Genomic DNA, 20,265 nt, shown 5'->3' with positions numbered 1-20,265 from the left:
ATCAGGCAGGCCGTGTCAAGAAAACCGGGACTTCTGAACGTTTCTTGCGGATTGACGCCTGATTGCGTTCTGCGCCATGCTCGATGAGCGTGAGAGCGCTCTCCCAATCCTGCTGCGGAGAGGAAAGCTTCAATGAGGAAGCCTTTGTTCCACATCGCCGCCGTCATCGGACTGATAGCCACGGCTCTCAGCATTCCCGTTGCGGCACAAGGAGAACCTGTCCGCGTGGCCGAGTTCCTCGCGGAGTGCCCGATCAGCCACCGGCTGGCGGACGACCCGATCGTGCTGCCGAACCTGGCCGGTGCCTCGCACTTCCACGACTTCTTCGGCAACCACTCGACGAACGCCCGTTCCACCCAGCAGACGCTGGAGGGCCAGACCGGCAACTGCAACCCGGCCGCGGACATCTCGTCCTACTGGGTGCCGACGCTGTACCGCGACAACACGGCGATCGCACCGACCGGGGTCACCTTCTACTACCTCGGCGAAGGCGTGAACAACCCGGGGGCGATCCAGCCCACGCCGTACGGGTTGAAGATCGTCGCGGGCAACGCGAAGGCCACGGGCGACGCCGACAGCATCGCGCGCTGGTCCTGCCTGCACGCCGGGCAGGTCAACCCGTCCAAGAACTTCGTCACGTGCCCGGCGGGCACGATGCTGGAGACCTACCTGGACTTCCCGCAGTGCTGGGACGGCCGCAACCTCGACTCGGCCGACCACAAGTCCCACATGTCCTACCCGGTCGCGGGCGGCTGCCCGTCGAGCCACCCCGTGTCCGTGCCGAAGCTCCGGATGGTGCTCAGGTATCCGGTCAGCGGCAACACCGCCGGACTGCGACTCGCTTCCGGCACAGGACAAACGATGCACGGTGACTTCTTCAACGTGTGGCCGCGCGCCGAGATGGAGCGCCGCGTCCGCAACTGTCTCAACGTGGTGATCAAGTGCGACCACGCCGGCAACCACGGTTGACAGCACTCCTGCTGGCAGGCCTTCTCGCGGCCTGCCAGCAGGCTCCATCCCAGCAGCCAGCACCATCGCCGACTTCCCAGAACGGTTACGGCGCAACGGAACGGGCGTTCGTCGAGCTCGCCATCGCCACCGACGAGCAGGCGCTCAAGCTGCTCGACCTGACGGAGAACGCCTCGCTCAAGGAGAACCGGAACATCGAGCTCGCCGCACTGAGGAAGCTGCTCGACGCGCCGTACGTGAACAACCACGCCGGGCACGACATGCCCGGAATGCCGACGGATGCCGAGATCCAGCTCGCCTCGACCAGCCCGGACGCGCTCCGGCAGTTCGTCCACACGCACCTCACCGAGTCGCTGGAGGTCGTGCGCTCAGCCGGTTCCGCGATCACCCACCCGCCGACCGCCGAGGTGGTCGAGCTGATGGAACGCCACCGCACGGCGGAACTGGCGGCCGGGTGAAGCGCGTGACGCTGGAGGAGGTGGCCCGCGTGGCCGGAGTGTCGCGCGCGACCGCGTCGAGAGTGGTCAACGGCGCCTCCAGCGTCGACGAGTCGCTCCGGCACGCCGTCCAGAAAGCCATCTCCAGCACCGGTTATCTGCCGAACATCGCCGCGCGGTCGCTCGTCACGCGCCGGGCGGACGCGATCGGGTTGCTGCTGCCCGACGAACGCCGGATGGACGGCGACCCGCACCTCGCGAGCGTCGTCAGCGGCGTCACCAGGGTCGTGCGGCCGCTCGGCGTCCACCTCGTGCTGATGATGACCGGGCCGGGCACCCGCGAGCAGGCGATGAGCGACCTGCGCCGCGGGCGGCTGGACGGCGTGATCCTCGTGCACACCGACCCGGCGGATCCGGTGCCCGGCCGGCTGATCGCGGCCGGGCTGCCGGTCGTGCTGGCAGGCCGCCCGCTCAGGCCGATGCCGATCACCTACGTCGACGTGAACCAGACGGCCGGCGCCGCGCTGGCAGGGCGCAGACTCAAGTCGTTGCGGTGCAACAGGATCGCGACGATCACCGGGCCGCAGGACACCCCGGCGGGCCAGGACCGGCTCGCCGGGTTCCTCGCCGAGGTGCCGGACGCCGTGGTGGTGCACGGCGACTTCACCCGGCAGTCCGGCGTGGCCGCGATGGAACGACTGATCGGCTGCTGCCCGGACGTCGACGGCGTGTTCATCGCCTCGGACCTGATGGCGAACGGCGCGATCCCCGTGCTGCACCGCAGCGGCCGCAAGGTTCCCGACGACGTGGCGATCGTCGGGTTCGACGACAGCAGCGCCGCGCTGACGTCCGAACCCGAGCTCACGACCGTCCGCCAGCCGATCACCGACATGGCCGCGGAGATGGCGCGTCAGCTGCTGCGTCAGATCAGCGAGCCGCGCTCCCCCGCCACCTCGGTGGTCTTCGAGCCGACGCTGGTGGTGCGGGACAGCGGCTGATCACGTGGTTCGCAGGCGCACCGGCATGTCCCTGGCGATCGCCCACGTGCCGGCCAGCGCGACCAGGAACGCCGCGACCGACACCACGTGCCAGCCGGAGCCGAACAGCACCGGCAGGTCGGGGATGAACGGCAGCTCGCCCGATCCTGGGATCCCCGTGGTCGTGACGGCCACCAGCGGCAGGCCGATCGGGATCGAGAAGACGCCACCCGCGCCGAACCGGTCGAACGCCGCCGCGCAGAACATGCCGACCGCGCACCACACCAGGAACATCAAGAAGTAAGCGACTGGTGATCCGTGCTCGTCCGCACGCCAGTCCATCAGCGAGTAGATCCCGCCCTCGACGACGAACCCCAGCCAGCCGATCAGCGCCATCACGAACGCCAGCACCACGGAGAACCCGGACGCCGCGATGAGGAACTCGCGCCGCGTGCGGCCGTGCGCGACGGCGACCGGCAGCAGGTTGTGGATCACGTAGATGCCGACCCAGAACAGGAACCAGCGCGCGACCTGGGAGGTGACGACGTTCCACCCGCTGATCTCGATGCCCCGGAAGGCCGACACCACGAACGTGACCACGAGGACGAACGCGAAGACACCGGCCGCGATCATCGCGCTGAACAGGGTGAGCGACGCGGTCATCCGGCGGAAGATCCTCACCGCTTGCCTCCGACCGGTTCGGTGAGGTGGACGAACAGGTCCTGCAACGCGATCGGGCCGAGTTCCAGGCCGAGCTGCCTGGCACGGATCAGCTGCTCGTCGTCCAGCGCTCCGTAGACCATCGCGGCTTTCGCGCGCCCCAGCGACTTCTCGCTGAGCACGGTGAGTCCGAGGGTGAAGTCGTCGACGTCGGAGGCGCTTCCGGTGACCTCGGTACCGCGCGAGCGCAGCACGTCGGCCTCCTCCTGCAACACCAACCGGCCGCCGTCGATGATCAGCACCTCCTCCAGCAGCGAGGCGAGCTCCTCGATGAGGTGCGTGGAGATGACGATCGTGCGCGGGTTCTCCATGAAGTCGCCCAGAAGCGCGTCGTAGAACGCGTACCTGGTCGGCGTGTCCATGCCGAGGTGCGACTCGTCCAGCATGGTCAGCGGCGAGCGGCTGGCGAGCCCGATCACGACGCCGAGCGCGGACCGCTGCCCCAGCGACAGTTCGCCGACCTTGGTCCTCAGCTCGATCTTGAACAGCTCCGCGAGCTTCAGCGCGTAGTCGTTGTCCCACGTGTCACGCCAGGCCGCGCCGCACTCCAGCACGTGCGAGACCTTGTCACCCTTGTCCGCGGCGTCGGCGGAGTGCCGGACCAGGCACACCTGACGCATCGCGGCAGCGTTCTCGAACACCGGCGAGCCGTCGAGCTGAACGGATCCTGAAGCCTTGCGGTAACCGGCGAGCGCCGACATCAGGCTGGTCTTGCCGGAGCCGTTGCGCCCCAGCAGGCCGTAGATCTTGTTGCCGGACAAAGAGAAGCTCATGTCGTCGACGGCCGTGACGTCGCCATAGCGAACCGTTAAGCCCTTTACGTCAACCCGCATCACACGCCCCCGTTGTTCTCGTGCTGTTCGATCCGGCGGATGACCTCGGCGAGCGGAATGCCGATGGCACGAGCCTCCGCAACCATCGGGTCCACGACCTCGCCGAAGAAGCTCTCCCGCCCCTGTTCCCGCAGCATGTCGCGAGCCCGCGCGCTCACGAACATCCCGATCCCCCTCTTCTTGTAGAGCACCTGCTCGTCCACGAGCTGCTGAAAGGCCTTCGCGGCCGTCGCCGGGTTGATCCGGTAGTAGGCGGCGTACTGGTTGGTCGACATGACCTGCTCGTCCGCCTTCAACGTCCCGCTGAGCACGTCCGCCTTGATCCGGTCGGCGATCTGCCGGTAGATCGGGCTCCGGTCGTCGAACACGGCTTAGTTCCTTGGTTCGTTACTCATGTAATGAACCATAGCAGCGGCGGCGTAGCATCGGCCAGGTGGTCGGGGTCGCGATTCTGTGCGCGGTGCTCGCGGCCGGGTGCAGCGCGCTCGGTGCGATGTGGCAGCACGCCGGAGTGCGGGAGACGACCGACCTGAAGCTCACCTCGGCGCTCCAGCTCGTGCGGTCGCGCCGATGGGTCTACGGGTTCCTGGTGCTCTTCGCGTGCGCGGTCCTGCAGGTCGTCGCGCTGGCTCTGGCCCCGGTGTCGGTGGTCGCGCCGCTGAACGCGCTGGCCATCCCGATCATCGCGGTGACGCGGGCGCGGCGGCTGACCGGACTTCTCGCCGTGGCGGTGCTGGTGACGACGGCCGGGATCGTGGTGTTCGTGTCCATCACGGCGGGCGCGGCGGTGCCGACCGAGGTGTCGCCGAAGGTGGCGCTGCAGGCCGGGCAACTGGTCGTCGCGGGCGTGCTGGTGTGCGTCGTCGCGGCGACGTTCACCGCGGACGCCGTACGAGCACTGTCTCTCTCAGTGGGCGCCGGAATCGCATACGGACTGGTCGCCGTGCTGGTCAGGGACGTGACGACCGCGCTGCCGATGATCGAATGGTTCTCGCTCGGCGGGTTGGCCGCCGCCTTCCTGACGGGCGCGTGGTTCATCCAGCTCGGGTATGCCGCCGGACCGCCGGACCTCGTCGTGGCCGGGCAGACCGTCGTGAACCCGATCGTCGCCGCGTGGATCGGCATCAAGCTGCTCGGCGAGGGCACCGGCATGAGCGCGCTGACTCAGGCCGGTCTGGTGATCAGCGCCGTGGCGGCCGTCTCCGGCACCGTCGTGCTGGCCTACTACTACCGTGCCAGGGTGGCGGTATGACCTTCGTCGTCACGGGTGGCAGTGGATCGCTGGGCCAGCACGTCGTCGCCGCGTTACCGGGCGCTCGCTCCGTTTCCCGGTCCTCCGGAACGGATCTGGTGCGCGGCACCGGATTGAACGCTCTGCGGGCGGACGTGGTGGTGCACTGCGCGACGTCGTTCCGGCACGAGGTTCAGATGGCACGCGCGGTGCTGGCCTCGAAGCCCGCACACCTGGTCTACATCTCGATCGTCGGGTGCCACGAGGTGCCGCTCCCCTATTACAAGCAGAAGCTCGCCGCCGAACGGCTGATCATCGATTCCGGTGTGTCGCACACGATTCTGCGGGCCACGCAGTTCCACTCGTTGCTGCACAGGATGTTCGACGCCGCCGCGAAGCTGCCGTTGATGCTCGTGCCGGGGTTCCGCTTCCAGCCGGTCGACGAGGCCGAGGTCGGCCTGGAGCTGGCCTCGCTGGCACAGGCACCGCCCGCGGGCAAGGCACCCGAGTTCGGCGGCCCGGAGATCCGCGAAGCCGTCGACTTCGCACGGATGTACCTGACAGCAACGGGAAAGCAGCGCAGGCTCGTGCCGGTGAAGGTGCCAGGAGCGACGTATCGCGCCTACCGCGCGGGCGGGAACCTGACTCCCGGCCGCGCGGTGGGCAAACGAACGTTCGAGGAGTACCTCACGTGAGTTCGCGTCGGTCGTCCGGTCACCCGCTCGTACCGAAATCGGCGGAGCCCATTTCGGTACGAGCGAGTCGGCCGGACGACCGACTTCAAGGCGAACTCACCGCCGTCTGCGGAACAGCGGCAATCAAACACGGATAGACGCGGGCCGCAGGTCCGTCCAGTTCTCCTCGACGTACGACAGGCACGCCTCGCGGCTCTCCTCGCCGAAGACCTTGGTCCACCCGGCGGGCACGTCCGCGAACGTCGGCCACAGCGAGTGCTGCTGCTCTTCGTTGACCAGCACGAAGAATCGGCCTTCCGGGTCCTCGAACGGGTTGGTCATGACGGGTCCTTCCTCATGTGACTACTTGACTGCCTGGAGCTTCGGTTCTGCTTGCTGCTGGGCGACCCGCCTGAGCACCGAGTCGAGAATCTCGCCGACGCGCACCGCGGTGTTCGACAGCAGCGACGACGTGATGCCGTGCGTGTGTTCGGTGCCGCCCTGGAGGTAGATGCCGCCGCGCAGGCCGTCGTCCGTGACGACGCGGTAGTCGCGGGTCACCTTCAGCCGGCCGCGCTCGTCTCGTTCGCAGTGGCGGGCGAGGTCGCCGAGCAGCCTGACCGGGTTCGCCGGGCGGTAGCCCGTCGCGTAGACGATCACGTCGGCGTCGATCGGCACCCGGCTGCCGTCGGCGAGCGACTCGACCACGCACCTGCCGTCGGCGGTCACGCCGGTGAGCTTGGACGTGTTGTGCAGCAGCAACCTCTGCCGGCCGACGACCTTCTCCCGGTAGACCCGCCGGTACAGTTCCTCGATCAGGTCGCCGTCGACCACGCCGTAGTTCGTGTTGGCGTGGTAGCCCATCAGCTTCTGCTTGACCTCCTCCGGCGCGGAGTAGAAGTCGTCCACCGCGGCGGGGTCGAAGATCCGGTTCGCGAACGAGCTGTCGTCGGCGGGGCTGTAGCCGTACCGCGCGAAGACGCCGTGCACCTCGGCCGCGGGGAAGCGGTCGTGGAAGAACGCCACGGCCTCGGCCGCGCTCTGGCCGGCGCCGACCACGACGACCTGGCGCGGGTCCTTCAGACTGTCGACGCGGGTGAGCAGGTCCTTGTTGTGCCAGATCCGGTCGCTCGTCTCGATGCCGTCCGGCAGGTTGGCCTCGAGGCCGGTCGCCAGCACCAGGTTGCGGGCCCTGACCTGCTGCTCGCCGACGGCGAACTCGAAGCCGTCGGCACAGGTCCGCACCTGCGACACCTCGGCGCCGTAGGACACGTGGTGCCCGACCCGTTCGGCGGCCCACTCGAAGTAGTCGTGGAACTCCTTGCGCAGCGGGAAGAGGTTCTTGTGGTTGACGAAGTCGATCAACCGACCGCGGTCGCGCAGGTAGCACAGGAAGCTGAACTCGCTGGTGGGGTTGCGCAGCGTGACGAGGTCCTTGAGGAAGGACACCTGCATGGTGGCGTCCTCGAGCAGCATCCCCCGGTGCCAGCCGAACCGCGGCTGCCTCTCGAAGAAGCGAGCCCTGACAGGCAGCGCGTGTTCCTCCACCGCGATCGCGAGAGCGAGGTTGGACGGCCCGAAGCCTATTCCGGCCAGGTCTAACACCGGTTCCATCGCGATCCTCTCCTGGCACTCCTTGGCGTAAAGTAACCCTAACTTAACTAAGGCATGCCTTAGCTAGTGCATTCGGACGTGATCTACGCCGCTGGATCGGGGTTCAAGCGGCGAAATGGAACCGGCCCGGTCGCTGTGGGGGCGCAGAGATTCCACAACGACCGGGCCGGAGACTGGACTGAGCTGGGATTACGCTCGCGATCGGACGATCAGGTCGCGGAACCACTGCGCGCTCCGCTTCAGCGTGCGTTCCTGCGTCTCGTAGTCGACGCGGACGATGCCGAACCGCTTGGCGTAGCCGTAGCCCCACTCGAAGTTGTCCATCAGCGACCACGCGAGGTAGCCGCGCACGTCCGCACCAGCGCGCACGGCCTCCGCCACGGCGGCGATGTGCGACTTCAGGTACTCGACGCGGTCGGTGTCGGCGACGTAGCCGTCCTCGACGTCGAGGTCGTCGAAGGCCGCGCCGTTCTCGGTGATCACCATCGGCACGCCGTAGTCCTGGTGCAGGCGGACCAGCAGTGCCGTGAAGCCCTCGGGAACGATCTCCCAGTCCATCGCGGTGACCGGACGGCCCTGCGGCACCACCTCGGACACGGACGGGTCGTCGGTCGCCTTGTGGACGTGCGAGGTGTAGTAGTTCACGCCGAAGACGTCCAGCGGCGTCGAGATGATCTCCATGTCACCGGGACGGACCGGGATCCCGGCGCCGCGCGCGGCGATGTCGACCAGCACGTCCTCGGGATAACGCCCGTGCACCAACGGATCCATGTAGATGCGCGTGCCGAGGCCGTCCGCGCGCCGGGCCGCGTCCACGTCGCGCGGGTCGTCCGAGGCTGCCGTGTGGGTGCCCATGTTCAGCGTGATGCCCAGCGACGCCACGCCACGCGTCCGAAGCTCCTGTGCGGCAAGGCCGTGCGCCAGAAGCAGGTGATGGGTCGCGCGCATGGCCTCGGCGAAGTTCTTGCGGCCCGGCGCGTGCCTGCCGGTGTCGTAGCCGAGCACGGCCGAGCACCACGGCTCGTTCAGCGTCGTCCACGTCGGCACGCGGTCGCCCAGCGCGTCGTGCACCAGGCCCGCGAACTCGGCGAAGCGGTACGCCGTGTCGCGGTGCGGCCAGCCGCCCGCGTCCTCCAGTTCCTGCGGCAGGTCCCAGTGGTAGAGCGTCAGCCACGGGTCGACGCCCTTGCCCAGCAGTTCGTCGACGAGCCGGGAGTAGAAGTCGATGCCCTTGGCGTTCACCGGGCCGCGGCCGCCGGGCTGGATGCGCGGCCACGACACGGAGAAGCGGTACTTGTCCACGCCCAGGCGCGCGATCATCGCCACGTCGGACGGCATGCGGTGGTAGTGATCGCACGCCACGTCGCCGTTCTCGCCGTTGAAGACGGCACCGGGGCGGCGGGAGAACGTGTCCCAAATGGACAGTGTCCGGCCGTCCTCGTCGTACGCGCCCTCGATCTGGTACGCCGACGTCGCGACGCCCCAGAAGAAGTCCGCGGGCAGCCCTCCAAGAGGATCAGAAGCAGTCACATCAGACACGCGCGTCCTCCAGCCAGCACGCCACGCGACGGCGTTCCTCCACGGACTCCAGTGACGGCATCCGCTCCCCGCAGACGTCCATCGCGGACGGGCAGCGCGGGTGGAACGGGCAGCCCGACGGCATCGAGCGCAGGTCCGGCGGCGAACCGGGAATGCCCTTCAGCTCACGACGAGGGCCGCGCAACGCCGGGAACGACCCCAGCAGGCCCTGGCTGTACGGGTGCTTGGCGGCGCGGTAGATCTCGTCCGCCGGAGCCTCCTCGACCACCCGCCCGCCGTACATGATCGCGATGCGGTCCGAGAACTCGACCAGCAGCGAGATGTCGTGGGTGATGAAGACGACCGAGAAGCCGAGCGTCTCGCGCAGCCGCATCATCTGACCGAGGATCTGCCGTTGCACCACCACGTCCAGCGCGGTCGTCGGCTCGTCCATGATCACGATCTCGGGTTCCAGCGCGAGCGCCATCGTGATCATCACGCGCTGCCGCATGCCGCCGGAGAGCTGGTGCGGGTACGCACCCAGCCGGTCGACAGGGATGCCCACCAGTCCCAGCAGTTCACGGGAGCGGGCGGTGCGGGCAGGCCGCTTCATCTCCGGGCGGTGGGTGCGCAGCACGTCGTCGAGCTGCGTTGCGACCGAGATGACCGGGTTCAGGGCGTTCATCGCGCCCTGGAAGACGATCGAGATCTCACTCCAGCGCAGCACCTGCAGTTCCTTGTCGCTCAGCGACAGCAGGTCCTTGCCCTTGAACAGCACCTCGCCTGACGGAACGTGGCCCGGTGGCTGAAGCAGCCTGGTCGCGGCGTAGGCCAAAGTGGACTTGCCGCTGCCGCTCTCCCCCGCGAGGCCGAGCACCTCGCCCGCGTTCAGCGTCAGCGAGACGTTGTGCACGGCTCGCAGGTTGCCGTAGTCGACCGAGAGATCGCGGATCTCCAGCACCGGGCTCATGCGCGCACCTTCCGCAGGCGGGGATTCGCGTACTCGTCGATCCCGAAGTTGATCAGAGCCAGTGCCGTGCCCAGCAACGCGATGCACAGCCCGGCGGGGACGAACCACCACCACGCGCCCAGGCCGAGCGCCTGGTTGCTCTGCGCCCAGAACAGGATCGTGCCCCAGTTCCAGGTCGACAGCGAGATCACGCCGACGAACGACAGGGTGATCTGCAGCATGACCGCGAAGATCACCGTGCCGACGAAGCCGGAGCCGATCACCGCCAGCAGGTTGGGCAGCACCTCGAACACGATGATGCGCCAGGTCCGTTCACCGGACGCTCGCGCGGCCTCCACGAAGTCCCTGCGCCGCAACGACATCGTCTGCGCCCGCAGGATCCGGGCGCCCCACGCCCACGCCGTCAGGCTGATCACCCCGGCGATCAGGACCGTGTCCGCCGATGGCAGCATCGAGGCCACGATGATGATCAGCGGCAGCGCCGGGATCACCAGGAAGACGTTGGACAGCATGGACAACGCCTCGTCGGCCGCGCCACCGAGGAACCCGGCGGTCACGCCGACGAGGATCGACAGGAACGTGGCCAGCACACCGCACACCAGCCCGACGACCATCACTCCCCTGGTGCCCACGAGCACCTGGGAGAAGATGTCCTGCCCGGTCATGGTCGTGCCGAACCAGTGCGCGCCCGACGGCGGCGACAGCAGGTCGTCGCTCATCGCGGACGGGTCGTACGGAGCGATCCACTCGCCGATCACCGCGATCAGCGTGAAGAAGGCCAGAATGCCGAGTCCCAGCTTGGTCTTGAAGTTCATCGGAGTCTCAGCCCTCCCACCGCGTGCGCGGGTCCAGCAGCAGGTAGCCGATGTCCGCGAGCAGGTTCGCCACCAGCACCGCCAGTGTGATCACCAGGAACACTCCCTGCATCAACGGGTAGTCCTTCGCGCCGATGCCCTGGAACAGCACGTAGCCGAGGCCCGGGTAGGAGAACACCATCTCGACCAGCAGGGCGCCGCCGACGATGAAACCCAGCGACAGCGCGAAACCGGAGATCGACGGCAGCACGGCGTTGCGCGCCGCGTAAGCGAACATGATCCGCTTCTGGGTGAGTCCCTTGGCCCGCGCGACGAGCACGTAGTCCTCCGCCGTCACGGTCACCATCATGTTGCGCATGCCGAGGATCCAGCCGGCCACCGAGCTCACGATGATCGTGACGCCGGGCAGCACGGCGTGCTCCAGCACGCTGCCGATGAACTCGCCGGAGAACTCCGGCACCAGCCCCGGCGCGTAGCCGCCGGACGCCGGGAACAGCGGCCACGTCACGGAGAACAGCGAGATCGCGATCAGCCCGAGCCAGAAGTACGGGATCGACGACAGGAACGTCGTGACCGGGATGAGGTTGTCCATCCACGATCCGCGCTTCCACCCCGCGTAGACACCCAGCAGGGTGCCGAGCAGGAACGCGATGACCGTCGTGACGCCGACCAGCCCGAGCGTCCACGGCATCGACTGCGCGAGCACGTCGGCGACCGGCGTCGGGAAGAACGTGAACGACAGCCCGAGATCGCCCCGCGCGAGCGATCCCCAGTAGTCGACGTACTGCTCCCAGATCGACTTGTTGTCGTCGAGCCCGAAGAGGATGTACAGCGACGCCATCGCGTCGCTGTTCAACCGGCCGCCGAGCTTGGTGATCATCGCCTGCACCGGGTCGCCGGGAAGGAAACGCGGCAGCAGGAAGTTCACCGTGATCGCCGCCCAGAGGGTGACCAGGTAGAACAGCGCACGGCGCAGCAGGAAGGTCATGCCGCCGCCTCCGCGTACAACCAGCAGGCCGCCCAGTGCCCGTAGGAGTCGACCTCGGTGCGGGCCGGCGCCTGGGTCCAGCAACGGTCCTGCACCTTCGGGCAGCGCGCCGCGAACTGGCAGCCGGTGGAGATCTGCGTGACCTCCTCCAGCGGCGCGTCCAGCGCGAGCACCGACCGTTCCGGGTCGGGCGCCGACTCGATCAGCAGCTGCGTGTACGGATGGGCCGGCCGCTGCGTCACGGACTCGCTCTCGCCGCCCTCGACGATCTGCCCGCCGTACATCACGAACGTCTCGTCCGCGAAGTAGCGCGCCGACGCGATGTCGTGCGTGATGTAGAGGACCGCGAGCTTGAGCCGGTCCTTCAGGTCCAGCAACAGGTTCAGCACGCCGAGCCGGATGGAGACGTCCAGCATGGACACCGGCTCGTCGGCGAGCAGCACCTCGGGGTTGGCCGCGAGCGCGCGTGCGATCGCGACGCGCTGCCGCTGACCGCCCGACAGCTCGTGCGGGTACCGCGCGGCGAAGTCGGCAGGCAGGTTCACCCGCTCCAGCAGTTCCTCGACCGTCTCCGACTGCTTGTGGATCTTCAGCGGCCGGGTCAGGTGGTAGCGGATCGTGTGGATCGGGTTGAGGGAAGCGAAGGGGTCCTGGAACACCATCTGGACCTTGCGCCGGTACTCCCGGACCCTTCGCACCTTCTCTCCGTCCAGCAGGATCTCGCCGGAGGTGGGTTCCACGAGCCGCGCGAGCAGCTTCGCCACCGTCGACTTGCCCGACCCGGATTCGCCGACGAGGGCGGTCACGCGCCCGCGGCGCAGGACGATGGAGACGTCCTGCACCGCGCGCACGCGCTTGTAGGTCTTGACCAGACCCTTCGCTTCAAGCGCGACTTCATTCATCGTTAGGACCCCGCGGGCTTCAGCTTCATGACGATCTGCAGGGCGTTGGGCAACGTGGCCTGCGGCGGACCGTACGGGTCCTCCTCGGACGGCCAGCCGACCCAGTTCTTCGTGCTGTACTCCGCACCGATCGGACCGGCGGAGGTCGGGATCATCGGCACCTGCTCGACCATGATCTTCTGCAGCACCGCGAGGGCCTTGGCCCGCGCCGGGTCGTCGGTCGCGTTCGCGTACTCGGTCAGCGCCGCGGTCGCCTCGGGGTTGTTGTAGCGCCCGAAGTTCACCGCCGCGGTCTGCCCGACCGGCTTGATCTCCGCGGCGTCCATGATGTTCTGGTACATCTCGTACGGCGTCGCACCGGTGTTGGTCCAGCGCAGCGAGCCCTGGAACGCGCCGTTGGCGAAGTCGGTCGTCCACGCGTCCGCGGTCTGCGTGCGCACGGTCGCCTCGATGCCGATCTTCTTCAGGTCGCCCTTGATGATGTCGAGGACCGTCAGGTAGTCCGACCAGCCGGACGGGTTCGTGAGCTCGATGGTGACCGGCTTGCCGTCCGGAGCCTTGAGCACGTCGCCTTCGAGCTTGAAGCCGGCGGCAGTGAGCTTCTGCTTCGCCCCGTCGACGTCGATCTTGAACTTCGCGTCCTCGTACTCCGGCGCGAGGAAGGAGTCACCGGCGGGCAACGGCATGCCGGTCTTCGACTCGAGCTTCGGGAACAGCTTGGCCTCGCCCTTGACGAAGATCGCCTCGCGGTCGATCACGTCGCTCATCGCGGAGCGCAGCGCGGCGTTGTCGAACGGCGCGATCGTCGTGTTCAGCCACAGACCGTGGATGCCGAGACCGGCGGGGAACCAGAGCTTGTGGTTCGCCGGGTCCTTGTCGACGTAGAGCTTCTGGTAGTCCGGGATGAAGACGTACGACCACTGGCTCGCGCCCGACGCCAGCGCGGTGGTCTGCGCCGTGTTGTCGTTGTACGAGGTGTACTGGATCTCCGGAACCTTGGGCAGTTCCTGCCAGTACTCGGCCCGCCGCGCGATCGTGACGGTCTGCGAGGTGAAGGACTTCAGCTCGTACGGACCGGTGCCGACGGGCTTCGGGTTCGTGTAGGTCGTCGGGTCGGGGACGGTGCTCCAGATGTGCTGCGGAATCACCATCGCGGAGATGACCTTGTTGCGGTTCACGAACTGCGGGCTCGCGAACGACACCTCGACCTTGTTGTCCGGCGTCGCGGTCGCGGTCTCGACCTTGAGCGAGTCGCGGTTGTTGAGCGCCGGCCACTTCTTGAGGACCTCGTACGAGAAGGCGACGTCAGCGGCCGTGAGCGGCTTGCCGTCGGACCACTTCACGTTCTCCCGGATCGTGAAGGTGACCTTCTTGTAGTCAGGCGTCCAGTCCCACTTGGTGGCGAGCCACGGCACCGGGTCCTGAGCCGGGCGCGTGTTGTTCACGAACGCGAGCGGCTCGTAGATCTGGTAGCGGTAGCCGAGCGATCCCGCCGCCGACGTGGGCAGGAACGGGTTGTGGTTCTCTGTCAGCGGCCCGTTGGGCATGCCCACGGTCAGCACTCCGGCAGCCTTGGTGGCGCCACCAGAGGAGCAACCGGTCGCCGCGAGCGCCAGTGCTAACGCGACGATGACTGTTCTGCGCATGGGGGAATCTCCCGATACGACGGTGTATGAGAGCGCTCTCTCATACGTACGGCGAACTCGCCAGGCCTTTGGCAGGCCCGGCGTGTTCGTTTCAGTTGTGGTGGAGCAGGGTGGGTCAGGGCGCGGATTCGCGCACGATCAACGAGGTCGGCAGCACCAGCGGGTGGTCGGGCATCGGCTGTCCCTCGAGCGTGGAGAGCAGCATCCGCGCGGCGGCGGCACCCATCTCCTGTGCCGGCTGGCGGATCGTCGTCAGCCGAGGTTCGGTGTGTCCCGCGACCGGGACGTCGTCGAAGCCGACCACGGACACGTCGTCGGGGACGACGCGGCCGGCCTCCCGCAGTGCTCGCAGCACACCGACCGCCGAGAGGTCGTTCTGCGCGAAGACGGCGTCGAACGGGATTCCACTCGCGACGAGCTTGTCGACGGCGACCTCACCACCTTCCGTGGTGAAGTCGCCGTCGACCACGAGATCCGGGTGCAGCGTCAGGCCCGCTTCCGCCAAAGCGAGCCGGAACCCGTCCAGCCTCGCCTGAGTGCACCCGAAGTGCGGTGGTCCGGTGACGACGGCGAACCTGCGGCGGCCTGCCGCGACGAGATGCCTCGCGACATCCGCGCCTCCCTGCCGGTTCGTCGTCGTCACCGAAGGGAACTCCGGGTGCGAGCCGCGGTCGTCGATCATGACGACCGGCAGGCCCGCCCGGTAGAGCGTGGAGATGTAGTGCAGGGCGTCCGGGGGCTCGACGACCAGCAGGCCGTCGAAGGCGTTGGCGGACACGTGGTTCGCGAACTGGTTGAGCGACTCGGGTCCGCGGTTCAGCGTGTAGAGCAGAAGGCCGTAGCCGTCGGCTTCGAGAGTGTCCACGATGCCCTGCAGCACCTCGCCCATCCACGGCCAGGTGAGCGACGGCGCGAGCATCGCGACGGTGCGGGTGCGGCCTCGCGCCAGACCGACGGCACGGGCGCTCGGCACGTAGCCGATCTCGTCGATGACCTTGCGAACTCGTTGCGCGGTGGAGGCGTCCACGTCCGGCTTACCGTTCAGCACACGTGACACGGTCGCTTTGGACACCTGGGCGCGTTGGGCGACCTCTGCGATCGTGACACGCATGCCGAACTTCCTTCCGCCGCCTCCTGAAACCGGTTTCGGTACCGGTTCCGACGAGGTGTGACGGAGTCAACAGCCTGTCGTGAGGATTAGTCAAGAGTCTTGCCGGAAGTTCGTGAGAGCGTTTCCACAACAGGGTGCGTCGATGCAGGTAGGACGCTGTCGGACGCCCTGAATTGAGACTCCTTGATCGATTCCTGCTTCCGTGTTCCCCTCCGCCGAACGGAGTACTCGTTGCGTCTCAACTGATCGTGCACAATCAAGGACATGGGGGTTGTGACAGCGGTCAGCCGCAACGAGGAGTACACGTTCACAAAGCCGACACGGGAGAGCATCACACTGCTCGCCGGTCTCGGCGTCGAGGGCGACGTCCACCAGGGCGTCACGGTCAAACACCGGTCGCGGATGGCGCAGGACCCGACGCAGCCGAACCTGCGCCAGGTGCATCTGATGCACGCCGAGCTCTTCGACGAACTGCGGGACAAGGGTCACGCCGTGGAGCCCGGCCAGATCGGCGAGAACATCACCACGCGGGGCGTCGATCTGCTCGGTCTGCCCACCGGAACGTTGCTGCATCTGGGTTCCGAGGCCGTGGTCGAGGTGACCGGGCTGCGCAACCCGTGCCTGCAGATCGACGGGTTCTCCAAGGGGCTGCTCAAGGAGGTCGTGGGCAAGGGCCCCGACGGGGAACTGGTCCGGCGCGCGGGGATCATGTCGATCGTGCTCGTCGGTGGCGTCGTCCGCCCCGGTGACGAGATCCGCGTCGAACTGCCAGCGCACCCGCACCGTCCGCTGGAGAAGGTCTGACCGTCTAGCTAGCCGTTGCCGAAGTGGTCGTCGAGGATCACCGAGATCGTTCTCGGCGCCTCGACGACCGCCAGGTGCGCGGCGTCCCCGACGACGTAGAGCTCCGAGTCCGGCAGGTCGTCCGCGATGTGCCGGACGAGTTCCGTCGGCGTCGCGTGGTCCTGCGCCGCCGCGATCACGACGGTCGGCACGTCGATCTTCGGCAGATCCGGCCGCAGGTCCATGTCCCGGACGGCTTCGACGCAAGCGAGGTACGACGGCAGGTGGGTCTGGAGCAGGTCGGCGCGGAAGTGCGCGACGACGGCCGGCGCGCACGTCGGCGTGAACCACCGGGACGTGATCGAGTCCGCGACGGACTCCATCCCGTGTGCGCGCAGCAGTTCGACCCGTTCGTCCAACCTGGCCTTGTCCGGCACCCAGGCGGTGGTGCACACGAGTGCGAGCCGGGAGATCCGGTCGGTGTGCGCGGCCAGCCACATGCCGACCATGCCGCCGAGGGACACGCCGCAGTAGTACACCTGGCGCAGTCCCAAGTGGTCCAACAGTTCCACGACGTCGTGCGCCAGGTCTTCGATCGTGCACGAGCCTGCGACGGGCGCGCTGCCGCCGTGGCCGCGGTGGTCGAAGCGCAGCAGGCGGAAGGGCAGCGAGAACTCGCGCCACAGTGCGGTCGTCGTGCCGAGCGCGTTGCCGAGCACCAGCACCGGCGCGTCCCGCGGGCCGGTCAGAGTGTGGTGCAACACGGCGTCACCTCCTCGCTGTGCCCCGACATCCGCGAGTCTGCCTGGGCTTTTGCCCGCCCGCACGACGAATCCGGCGTACGGCGGCACGCGTGCCGACAACCACCGTCCTGGCCCCCGCCGAAACACTGTTACGGGGAGCAGAATGGTGGCTTGCCGCCGCCACCGACCTCACCGGGAAGCCGATGAACTCCGTTGCTCCGTTCGCGCACGAGGCCCTGTTCTACCGAGACGAGGACACCTTCCTCTCCGGTACGGCCAGATTCGTGGCGGAAGGTGTCGACAGGGGCGAGCCGGTGCTGGTGGCGGTGCCGGAGGCGAGCATCGCGCTGCTGCGCGCACGCCTGGGCGAGGCGGCGGACCAGGTGCACTTCATCGCCATGACCGAGGCCGGCCGCAACCCCGGCCGGATCATCCCCGGCGTGCTGATGGCGTTCAGCGCGAGCACGCAACGCCGCTTCCGCATAGTCGGCGAACCGATCTGGCCCGGCCGCACCGAACTCGAGTACCCGGCGTGCGTGCAGCACGAAGCGTTGATCAACACGGCGTTCGAGGGCAGGCGGGGTGTCATCCTGTGCCCGTACGACGCGACGACGTTGCCCGGTCACGTGCTGGAGGACGCGCGGCGCACCCATCCCGTGGTGATCGACGGCGAGCAGCGTGTGGCGAGCGAGTGGTACACCGAACCGGAGAGCCTGGCCCACATCTACAACGTGCCGTTGCCGCTGCCGCCCGCCGACGCCGAGGAGCACCCGTTCACCGTCGGCACGCTCGCGCACATGCGCAAGCTCGTGTCGGCGCACGCGTACTGGCTGCGCCGCGAACAGATCGAGGATCTGATGCTCGCGGTGAACGAGCTCGCGACGAACAGCATCCTGCACGCGTCCGGGCGCGGGGTGCTGCGGATGTGGCGCGAGGGCGACCTGGTGGTGTGCGAGGTGAGCGACGAAGGCACCGGCTTCCCACCGTCGTTCACCGGCCTGTCCGGCTTCGGAATCGTGATGGTGAACCTGTTGTGTGACCTGGTTCGCACCCACACGAGTCACAGCGGTACCACCGTTCGAGTGTACTTGGGCCGGTAGAGAGTCACCGCCATCTCATCGCAATGCGCAGGACACGAGGACCTGTTTTCCTTGCACGGATATGACAGACCACCTCTCCCCCCTTGACATCGCTTTCCTCGCAATGGAAGGCGACAGCCACCCGTTGCACCTCGGCGCGGTGGCAACCTTCGCACCGTCCACTCCGGTGCATCCGGCCCGCATCGCCGCCGTGCTGTGCGAACGGGCGCAAGAGATTCCGCGCCTGCGCCAGCGCGCCCGCACCTCGATGTTCGGCGGCGCGCGCTGGGTGGAGGACCCCGGTTTCGTGCCGGAGGACCACGTCTTCACGCACCACGTGCGCGGCCGCGATCGGTTCGCCACCCTGGCGTCGCACCTCATGGCGCAGCCGCTCGACCTCGCGCGCCCGCCGTGGGAGTTGCACGTCATCACCGGCCTCGCGGGCGGCAGGTTCGCCGTCGTCGCGAAGCTGCACCACTCGCTGTGCGACGGCATGAAGGCCGTTGGCCTGGGAATTCAGCTCTTCGACCCGTCGCGGCTGTCCATTCCGGACGCTCCGGCGCAGGTGGCGAAGTCGTTCATCCCCTCGCTCCCGTCGCTGCGCGGGATCAAGGACACCTTCGACATCGCCTCCTCGGTGCTGATGAACACGCGCCCGCCGACGCTGAACTCGCCGGTGCTCACCGCGTCCACCCGCCCACGCCGCGTGGTGATGTCGCGCCTGGATCTCGCGGACGTGCACCGAATCCGGCGCGCGCACGGCGGCACGGTGAACGACGTGCTGCTCGCCCTGGTCACGGGTGCGTTGCGGCACTGGCTTTCCGCGCACGGCAGCGCGGGCCCCGACTCGGTCGTGCGCGCCCTCATCCCGGTTAACCAGCGCTCACGCTCCGGCGACGGCGCCTCGGGCAACCAGATCTCCGGTTTCCTGGTCGCGCTGCCGGTCGGCGAGACGGACCCGGCGCAACGCCTGCGGAACATCCGCGCGCAGATGGAGTCCGCGAAGGCCGCCGGTCCCGACCGAGGCGCCGGCGCGCTGCCGTTGCTCGCCGACAAGGTGCCGCCGCTGGTGCACCGCCTGGCCGCGCCGGTGATGGGCCGCTGCGCTCCCCTGCTGTTCGACACGCTGGTCACCTCGGTGCCGCTGCCGTCCGTGCCGCTCGCCCTGGACGGCGCCGCGTTGTGCGAGATGTACCCGGTGGCGCCGGTCGCACCCGGTCACGCCGTCGGCATCGCGCTGTCGGTGTACCGCAATTCCGTGCACGTCTGCCTCAACACGAACCAGTCGTGGATGTCGGACGCGCAATGGCTCGACGGAGTGCTGCGCCGAGAACTCGTCGCTTTGCAGGAGACTCGCGAGCTGGTGGGTTTGCCGAGGTAGACGCACGGGCAAACCTGCTTTCATGAGCAACACCCTGGTCCTCGACGTGGACGGAACCCTGGTCGACACCAATTACCACCACACGGTGGCGTGGCTGCGCGCGTTCCGCGAAGTCGACGTCACCGTGCCCGGCTGGCGAGTGCATCGCGCGATCGGCATGGGCGGCGACAAGCTCGTCGCGGCCGTGGCGGGCGACAAGGTCGAGCAGGACCACGGCGACGAGCTGCGCGCCGCGTGGGAACGCCACTTCGACACCATGCTCGACGAGATCCAGCCCCTGGAGGGCGCGCACCGCCTGGTCAGGGCCGCCACCGACCTGGGACTGGCCGTGGTGCTCGCCAGTTCAGGCAAGAGCAAGCACATCGAGCACTACCTGAAGCTGCTCGACCCCGGCGACGTCGCGTGGACGACCTCCGACGACGTCGACGACAGCAAGCCCGCGCCGGACCTGATCGAGGTGGCGCTGCGCGAGGTCCAGGGCGAACGCGCGGTCGTCGTGGGCGACTCGGTGTGGGACTGCGAGGCCGCCGCACGGGCAGGCCTGCCGTCGATCGGGCTGCTCACCGGCGGGTTCGGCGAGGACGAACTGGTCGATCGCGGGGCCTCGGCGGTGTACGCGGACCTCGACACGCTGCGGGCGGAACTGGCAGACCTGCCGTTCGCCGTGGTGAGCGACCCGAACGCCTAGGGCAGAGGTTCCTGCGACGGAGTGGGCGCCGCCGAGGAGTTCTTGCGGTTCTTCTTCTCCTTGTTCTTCTTCGTCGTCTCGTGGGCGGGGGGGGGGGGGGGGCGGGGGGGGGGGGGGGCGCCCCCCGCCGGGGGGGGGGCCCCCCCCCCGCCCCCCGCCCCCCGCGCCCGCCCCCCCCCCCCCCCC

General features: G+C 68.2%; 22 protein-coding genes. 9 read left to right on the top strand and 13 right to left on the bottom strand.

Annotated features, from left to right (window positions below):
* The first annotated feature begins 132 nt into the window (after positions 1-132).
* From ACIRG5_RS43085 to ACIRG5_RS43075, 3 genes are read left to right on the top strand one after another with little or no spacing between them, the layout of a single operon-like run.
* Positions 133-969: a DUF1996 domain-containing protein gene (locus ACIRG5_RS43085; RefSeq protein ID WP_402916325.1), complete on the top strand. Its 837-nt coding sequence runs from the start codon at positions 133-135 to the stop codon at positions 967-969.
* The gene (locus ACIRG5_RS43080; protein ID WP_402916323.1) at positions 966-1,427 is read left to right on the top strand and encodes a hypothetical protein; all 462 of its coding nucleotides are present in this window, start codon (positions 966-968) and stop codon (positions 1,425-1,427) included. Before ACIRG5_RS43085 ends, ACIRG5_RS43080 begins: the two co-directional genes overlap by 4 nt.
* Before the next feature lie 5 nt (positions 1,428-1,432).
* Positions 1,433-2,404 (top strand): LacI family DNA-binding transcriptional regulator, encoded by a 972-nt coding sequence (locus tag ACIRG5_RS43075; RefSeq protein WP_402916321.1) that lies wholly within the window; start codon positions 1,433-1,435, stop codon positions 2,402-2,404.
* Here ACIRG5_RS43075 and ACIRG5_RS43070 read toward each other — a convergent pair whose 3' ends face one another.
* The 3 genes from ACIRG5_RS43070 to ACIRG5_RS43060 are packed head-to-tail and all read right to left on the bottom strand — an operon-like array spanning position 2,405 to position 4,304.
* The gene (locus ACIRG5_RS43070) at positions 2,405-3,064 is read right to left on the bottom strand and encodes a hypothetical protein (RefSeq protein WP_402916319.1); all 660 of its coding nucleotides are present in this window, start codon (positions 3,062-3,064) and stop codon (positions 2,405-2,407) included.
* Positions 3,061-3,876 carry an ATP-binding cassette domain-containing protein gene (locus ACIRG5_RS43065; RefSeq protein WP_402916317.1) on the bottom strand — a complete coding sequence of 272 codons (816 nt, stop codon included), beginning with the start codon at positions 3,874-3,876 and terminating at the stop codon, positions 3,061-3,063. The genes ACIRG5_RS43070 and ACIRG5_RS43065 overlap by 4 nt, the downstream gene beginning before the upstream one ends.
* Before the next feature lie 59 nt (positions 3,877-3,935).
* Positions 3,936-4,304, bottom strand: a complete 369-nt coding sequence (locus ACIRG5_RS43060) for a GntR family transcriptional regulator (protein ID WP_319981340.1) — start codon at positions 4,302-4,304, stop codon at positions 3,936-3,938.
* Positions 4,305-4,369: 65 nt separating this feature from the next.
* Between ACIRG5_RS43060 and ACIRG5_RS43055 the strand changes: the two genes are divergently transcribed.
* Together ACIRG5_RS43055 and ACIRG5_RS43050 are read left to right on the top strand one after the other, a co-directional pair.
* Positions 4,370-5,188, top strand: a complete 819-nt coding sequence (locus ACIRG5_RS43055) for a hypothetical protein (protein WP_402916314.1) — start codon at positions 4,370-4,372, stop codon at positions 5,186-5,188.
* Entirely contained in the window at positions 5,185-5,862 is a 678-nt protein-coding gene (locus ACIRG5_RS43050; RefSeq protein WP_402916312.1) for an SDR family oxidoreductase, read from the top strand. The genes ACIRG5_RS43055 and ACIRG5_RS43050 overlap by 4 nt, the downstream gene beginning before the upstream one ends.
* 123 nt (positions 5,863-5,985) lie before the next feature.
* On the opposite strand, the gene ACIRG5_RS43045 is transcribed toward ACIRG5_RS43050, so the two are convergent.
* The 9 genes from ACIRG5_RS43045 to ACIRG5_RS43005 form a co-directional block, all read right to left on the bottom strand.
* A complete protein-coding gene (locus ACIRG5_RS43045) occupies positions 5,986-6,183 on the bottom strand; it encodes an MbtH family protein (RefSeq protein ID WP_402916310.1) in 198 nt (65 codons plus the stop codon).
* A gap of 21 nt (positions 6,184-6,204) precedes the next feature.
* Positions 6,205-7,455: a lysine N(6)-hydroxylase/L-ornithine N(5)-oxygenase family protein gene (locus tag ACIRG5_RS43040; protein ID WP_402916308.1), complete on the bottom strand. Its 1,251-nt coding sequence runs from the start codon at positions 7,453-7,455 to the stop codon at positions 6,205-6,207.
* A gap of 189 nt (positions 7,456-7,644) precedes the next feature.
* Positions 7,645-8,985, bottom strand: coding sequence for a GH1 family beta-glucosidase (locus ACIRG5_RS43035; protein ID WP_402916380.1), 1,341 nt, complete (start codon positions 8,983-8,985; stop codon positions 7,645-7,647).
* 1 nt (position 8,986) lies between these two features.
* Positions 8,987-9,943 (bottom strand): ABC transporter ATP-binding protein, encoded by a 957-nt coding sequence (locus ACIRG5_RS43030; RefSeq protein ID WP_402916306.1) that lies wholly within the window; start codon positions 9,941-9,943, stop codon positions 8,987-8,989.
* Positions 9,940-10,758 carry an ABC transporter permease gene (locus ACIRG5_RS43025; RefSeq protein WP_093604263.1) on the bottom strand — a complete coding sequence of 273 codons (819 nt, stop codon included), beginning with the start codon at positions 10,756-10,758 and terminating at the stop codon, positions 9,940-9,942. The genes ACIRG5_RS43030 and ACIRG5_RS43025 overlap by 4 nt, the downstream gene beginning before the upstream one ends.
* A gap of 7 nt (positions 10,759-10,765) precedes the next feature.
* Positions 10,766-11,746, bottom strand: a complete 981-nt coding sequence (locus ACIRG5_RS43020) for an ABC transporter permease (RefSeq protein WP_402916304.1) — start codon at positions 11,744-11,746, stop codon at positions 10,766-10,768.
* Positions 11,743-12,648 (bottom strand): ABC transporter ATP-binding protein, encoded by a 906-nt coding sequence (locus ACIRG5_RS43015; RefSeq protein WP_402916302.1) that lies wholly within the window; start codon positions 12,646-12,648, stop codon positions 11,743-11,745. Before ACIRG5_RS43015 ends, ACIRG5_RS43020 begins: the two co-directional genes overlap by 4 nt.
* Before the next feature lie 2 nt (positions 12,649-12,650).
* On the bottom strand, positions 12,651-14,294 hold the full coding sequence (locus tag ACIRG5_RS43010) for an ABC transporter substrate-binding protein (RefSeq protein WP_402916300.1): 1,644 nt from the start codon (positions 14,292-14,294) through the stop codon (positions 12,651-12,653).
* Between the two features lie 115 nt (positions 14,295-14,409).
* The gene (locus ACIRG5_RS43005) at positions 14,410-15,405 is read right to left on the bottom strand and encodes a LacI family DNA-binding transcriptional regulator (RefSeq protein ID WP_319981349.1); all 996 of its coding nucleotides are present in this window, start codon (positions 15,403-15,405) and stop codon (positions 14,410-14,412) included.
* A 264-nt stretch (positions 15,406-15,669) separates the two neighbouring features.
* On the opposite strand from ACIRG5_RS43005, the gene ACIRG5_RS43000 reads away from it, so the two are divergent.
* Positions 15,670-16,209 (top strand): MOSC domain-containing protein, encoded by a 540-nt coding sequence (locus ACIRG5_RS43000; protein ID WP_402916298.1) that lies wholly within the window; start codon positions 15,670-15,672, stop codon positions 16,207-16,209.
* Positions 16,210-16,217: 8 nt separating this feature from the next.
* Here ACIRG5_RS43000 and ACIRG5_RS42995 read toward each other — a convergent pair whose 3' ends face one another.
* Positions 16,218-16,952, bottom strand: coding sequence for an alpha/beta fold hydrolase (locus tag ACIRG5_RS42995; protein ID WP_402916296.1), 735 nt, complete (start codon positions 16,950-16,952; stop codon positions 16,218-16,220).
* Positions 16,953-17,134: 182 nt separating this feature from the next.
* Between ACIRG5_RS42995 and ACIRG5_RS42990 the strand changes: the two genes are divergently transcribed.
* The 3 genes from ACIRG5_RS42990 (at position 17,135) to ACIRG5_RS42980 (ending at position 20,079) form a co-directional block, all read left to right on the top strand.
* Positions 17,135-18,031 carry an anti-sigma factor RsbA family regulatory protein gene (locus ACIRG5_RS42990; protein ID WP_402916294.1) on the top strand — a complete coding sequence of 299 codons (897 nt, stop codon included), beginning with the start codon at positions 17,135-17,137 and terminating at the stop codon, positions 18,029-18,031.
* 61 nt (positions 18,032-18,092) lie between these two features.
* The gene (locus ACIRG5_RS42985; protein ID WP_402916292.1) at positions 18,093-19,391 is read left to right on the top strand and encodes a wax ester/triacylglycerol synthase family O-acyltransferase; all 1,299 of its coding nucleotides are present in this window, start codon (positions 18,093-18,095) and stop codon (positions 19,389-19,391) included.
* Between the two features lie 22 nt (positions 19,392-19,413).
* Positions 19,414-20,079 carry an HAD family hydrolase gene (locus tag ACIRG5_RS42980; RefSeq protein WP_402916290.1) on the top strand — a complete coding sequence of 222 codons (666 nt, stop codon included), beginning with the start codon at positions 19,414-19,416 and terminating at the stop codon, positions 20,077-20,079.
* Positions 20,080-20,265: the final 186 nt, after the last annotated feature.

The organism is Lentzea sp. NPDC102401, from assembly GCF_044765805.1.
GTDB lineage: Bacteria > Actinomycetota > Actinomycetes > Mycobacteriales > Pseudonocardiaceae > Lentzea > Lentzea sokolovensis.
The sequence above is the reverse complement of the archived record's forward strand: the minus strand, read 5'-3'. Positions and strand labels throughout refer to the sequence as shown.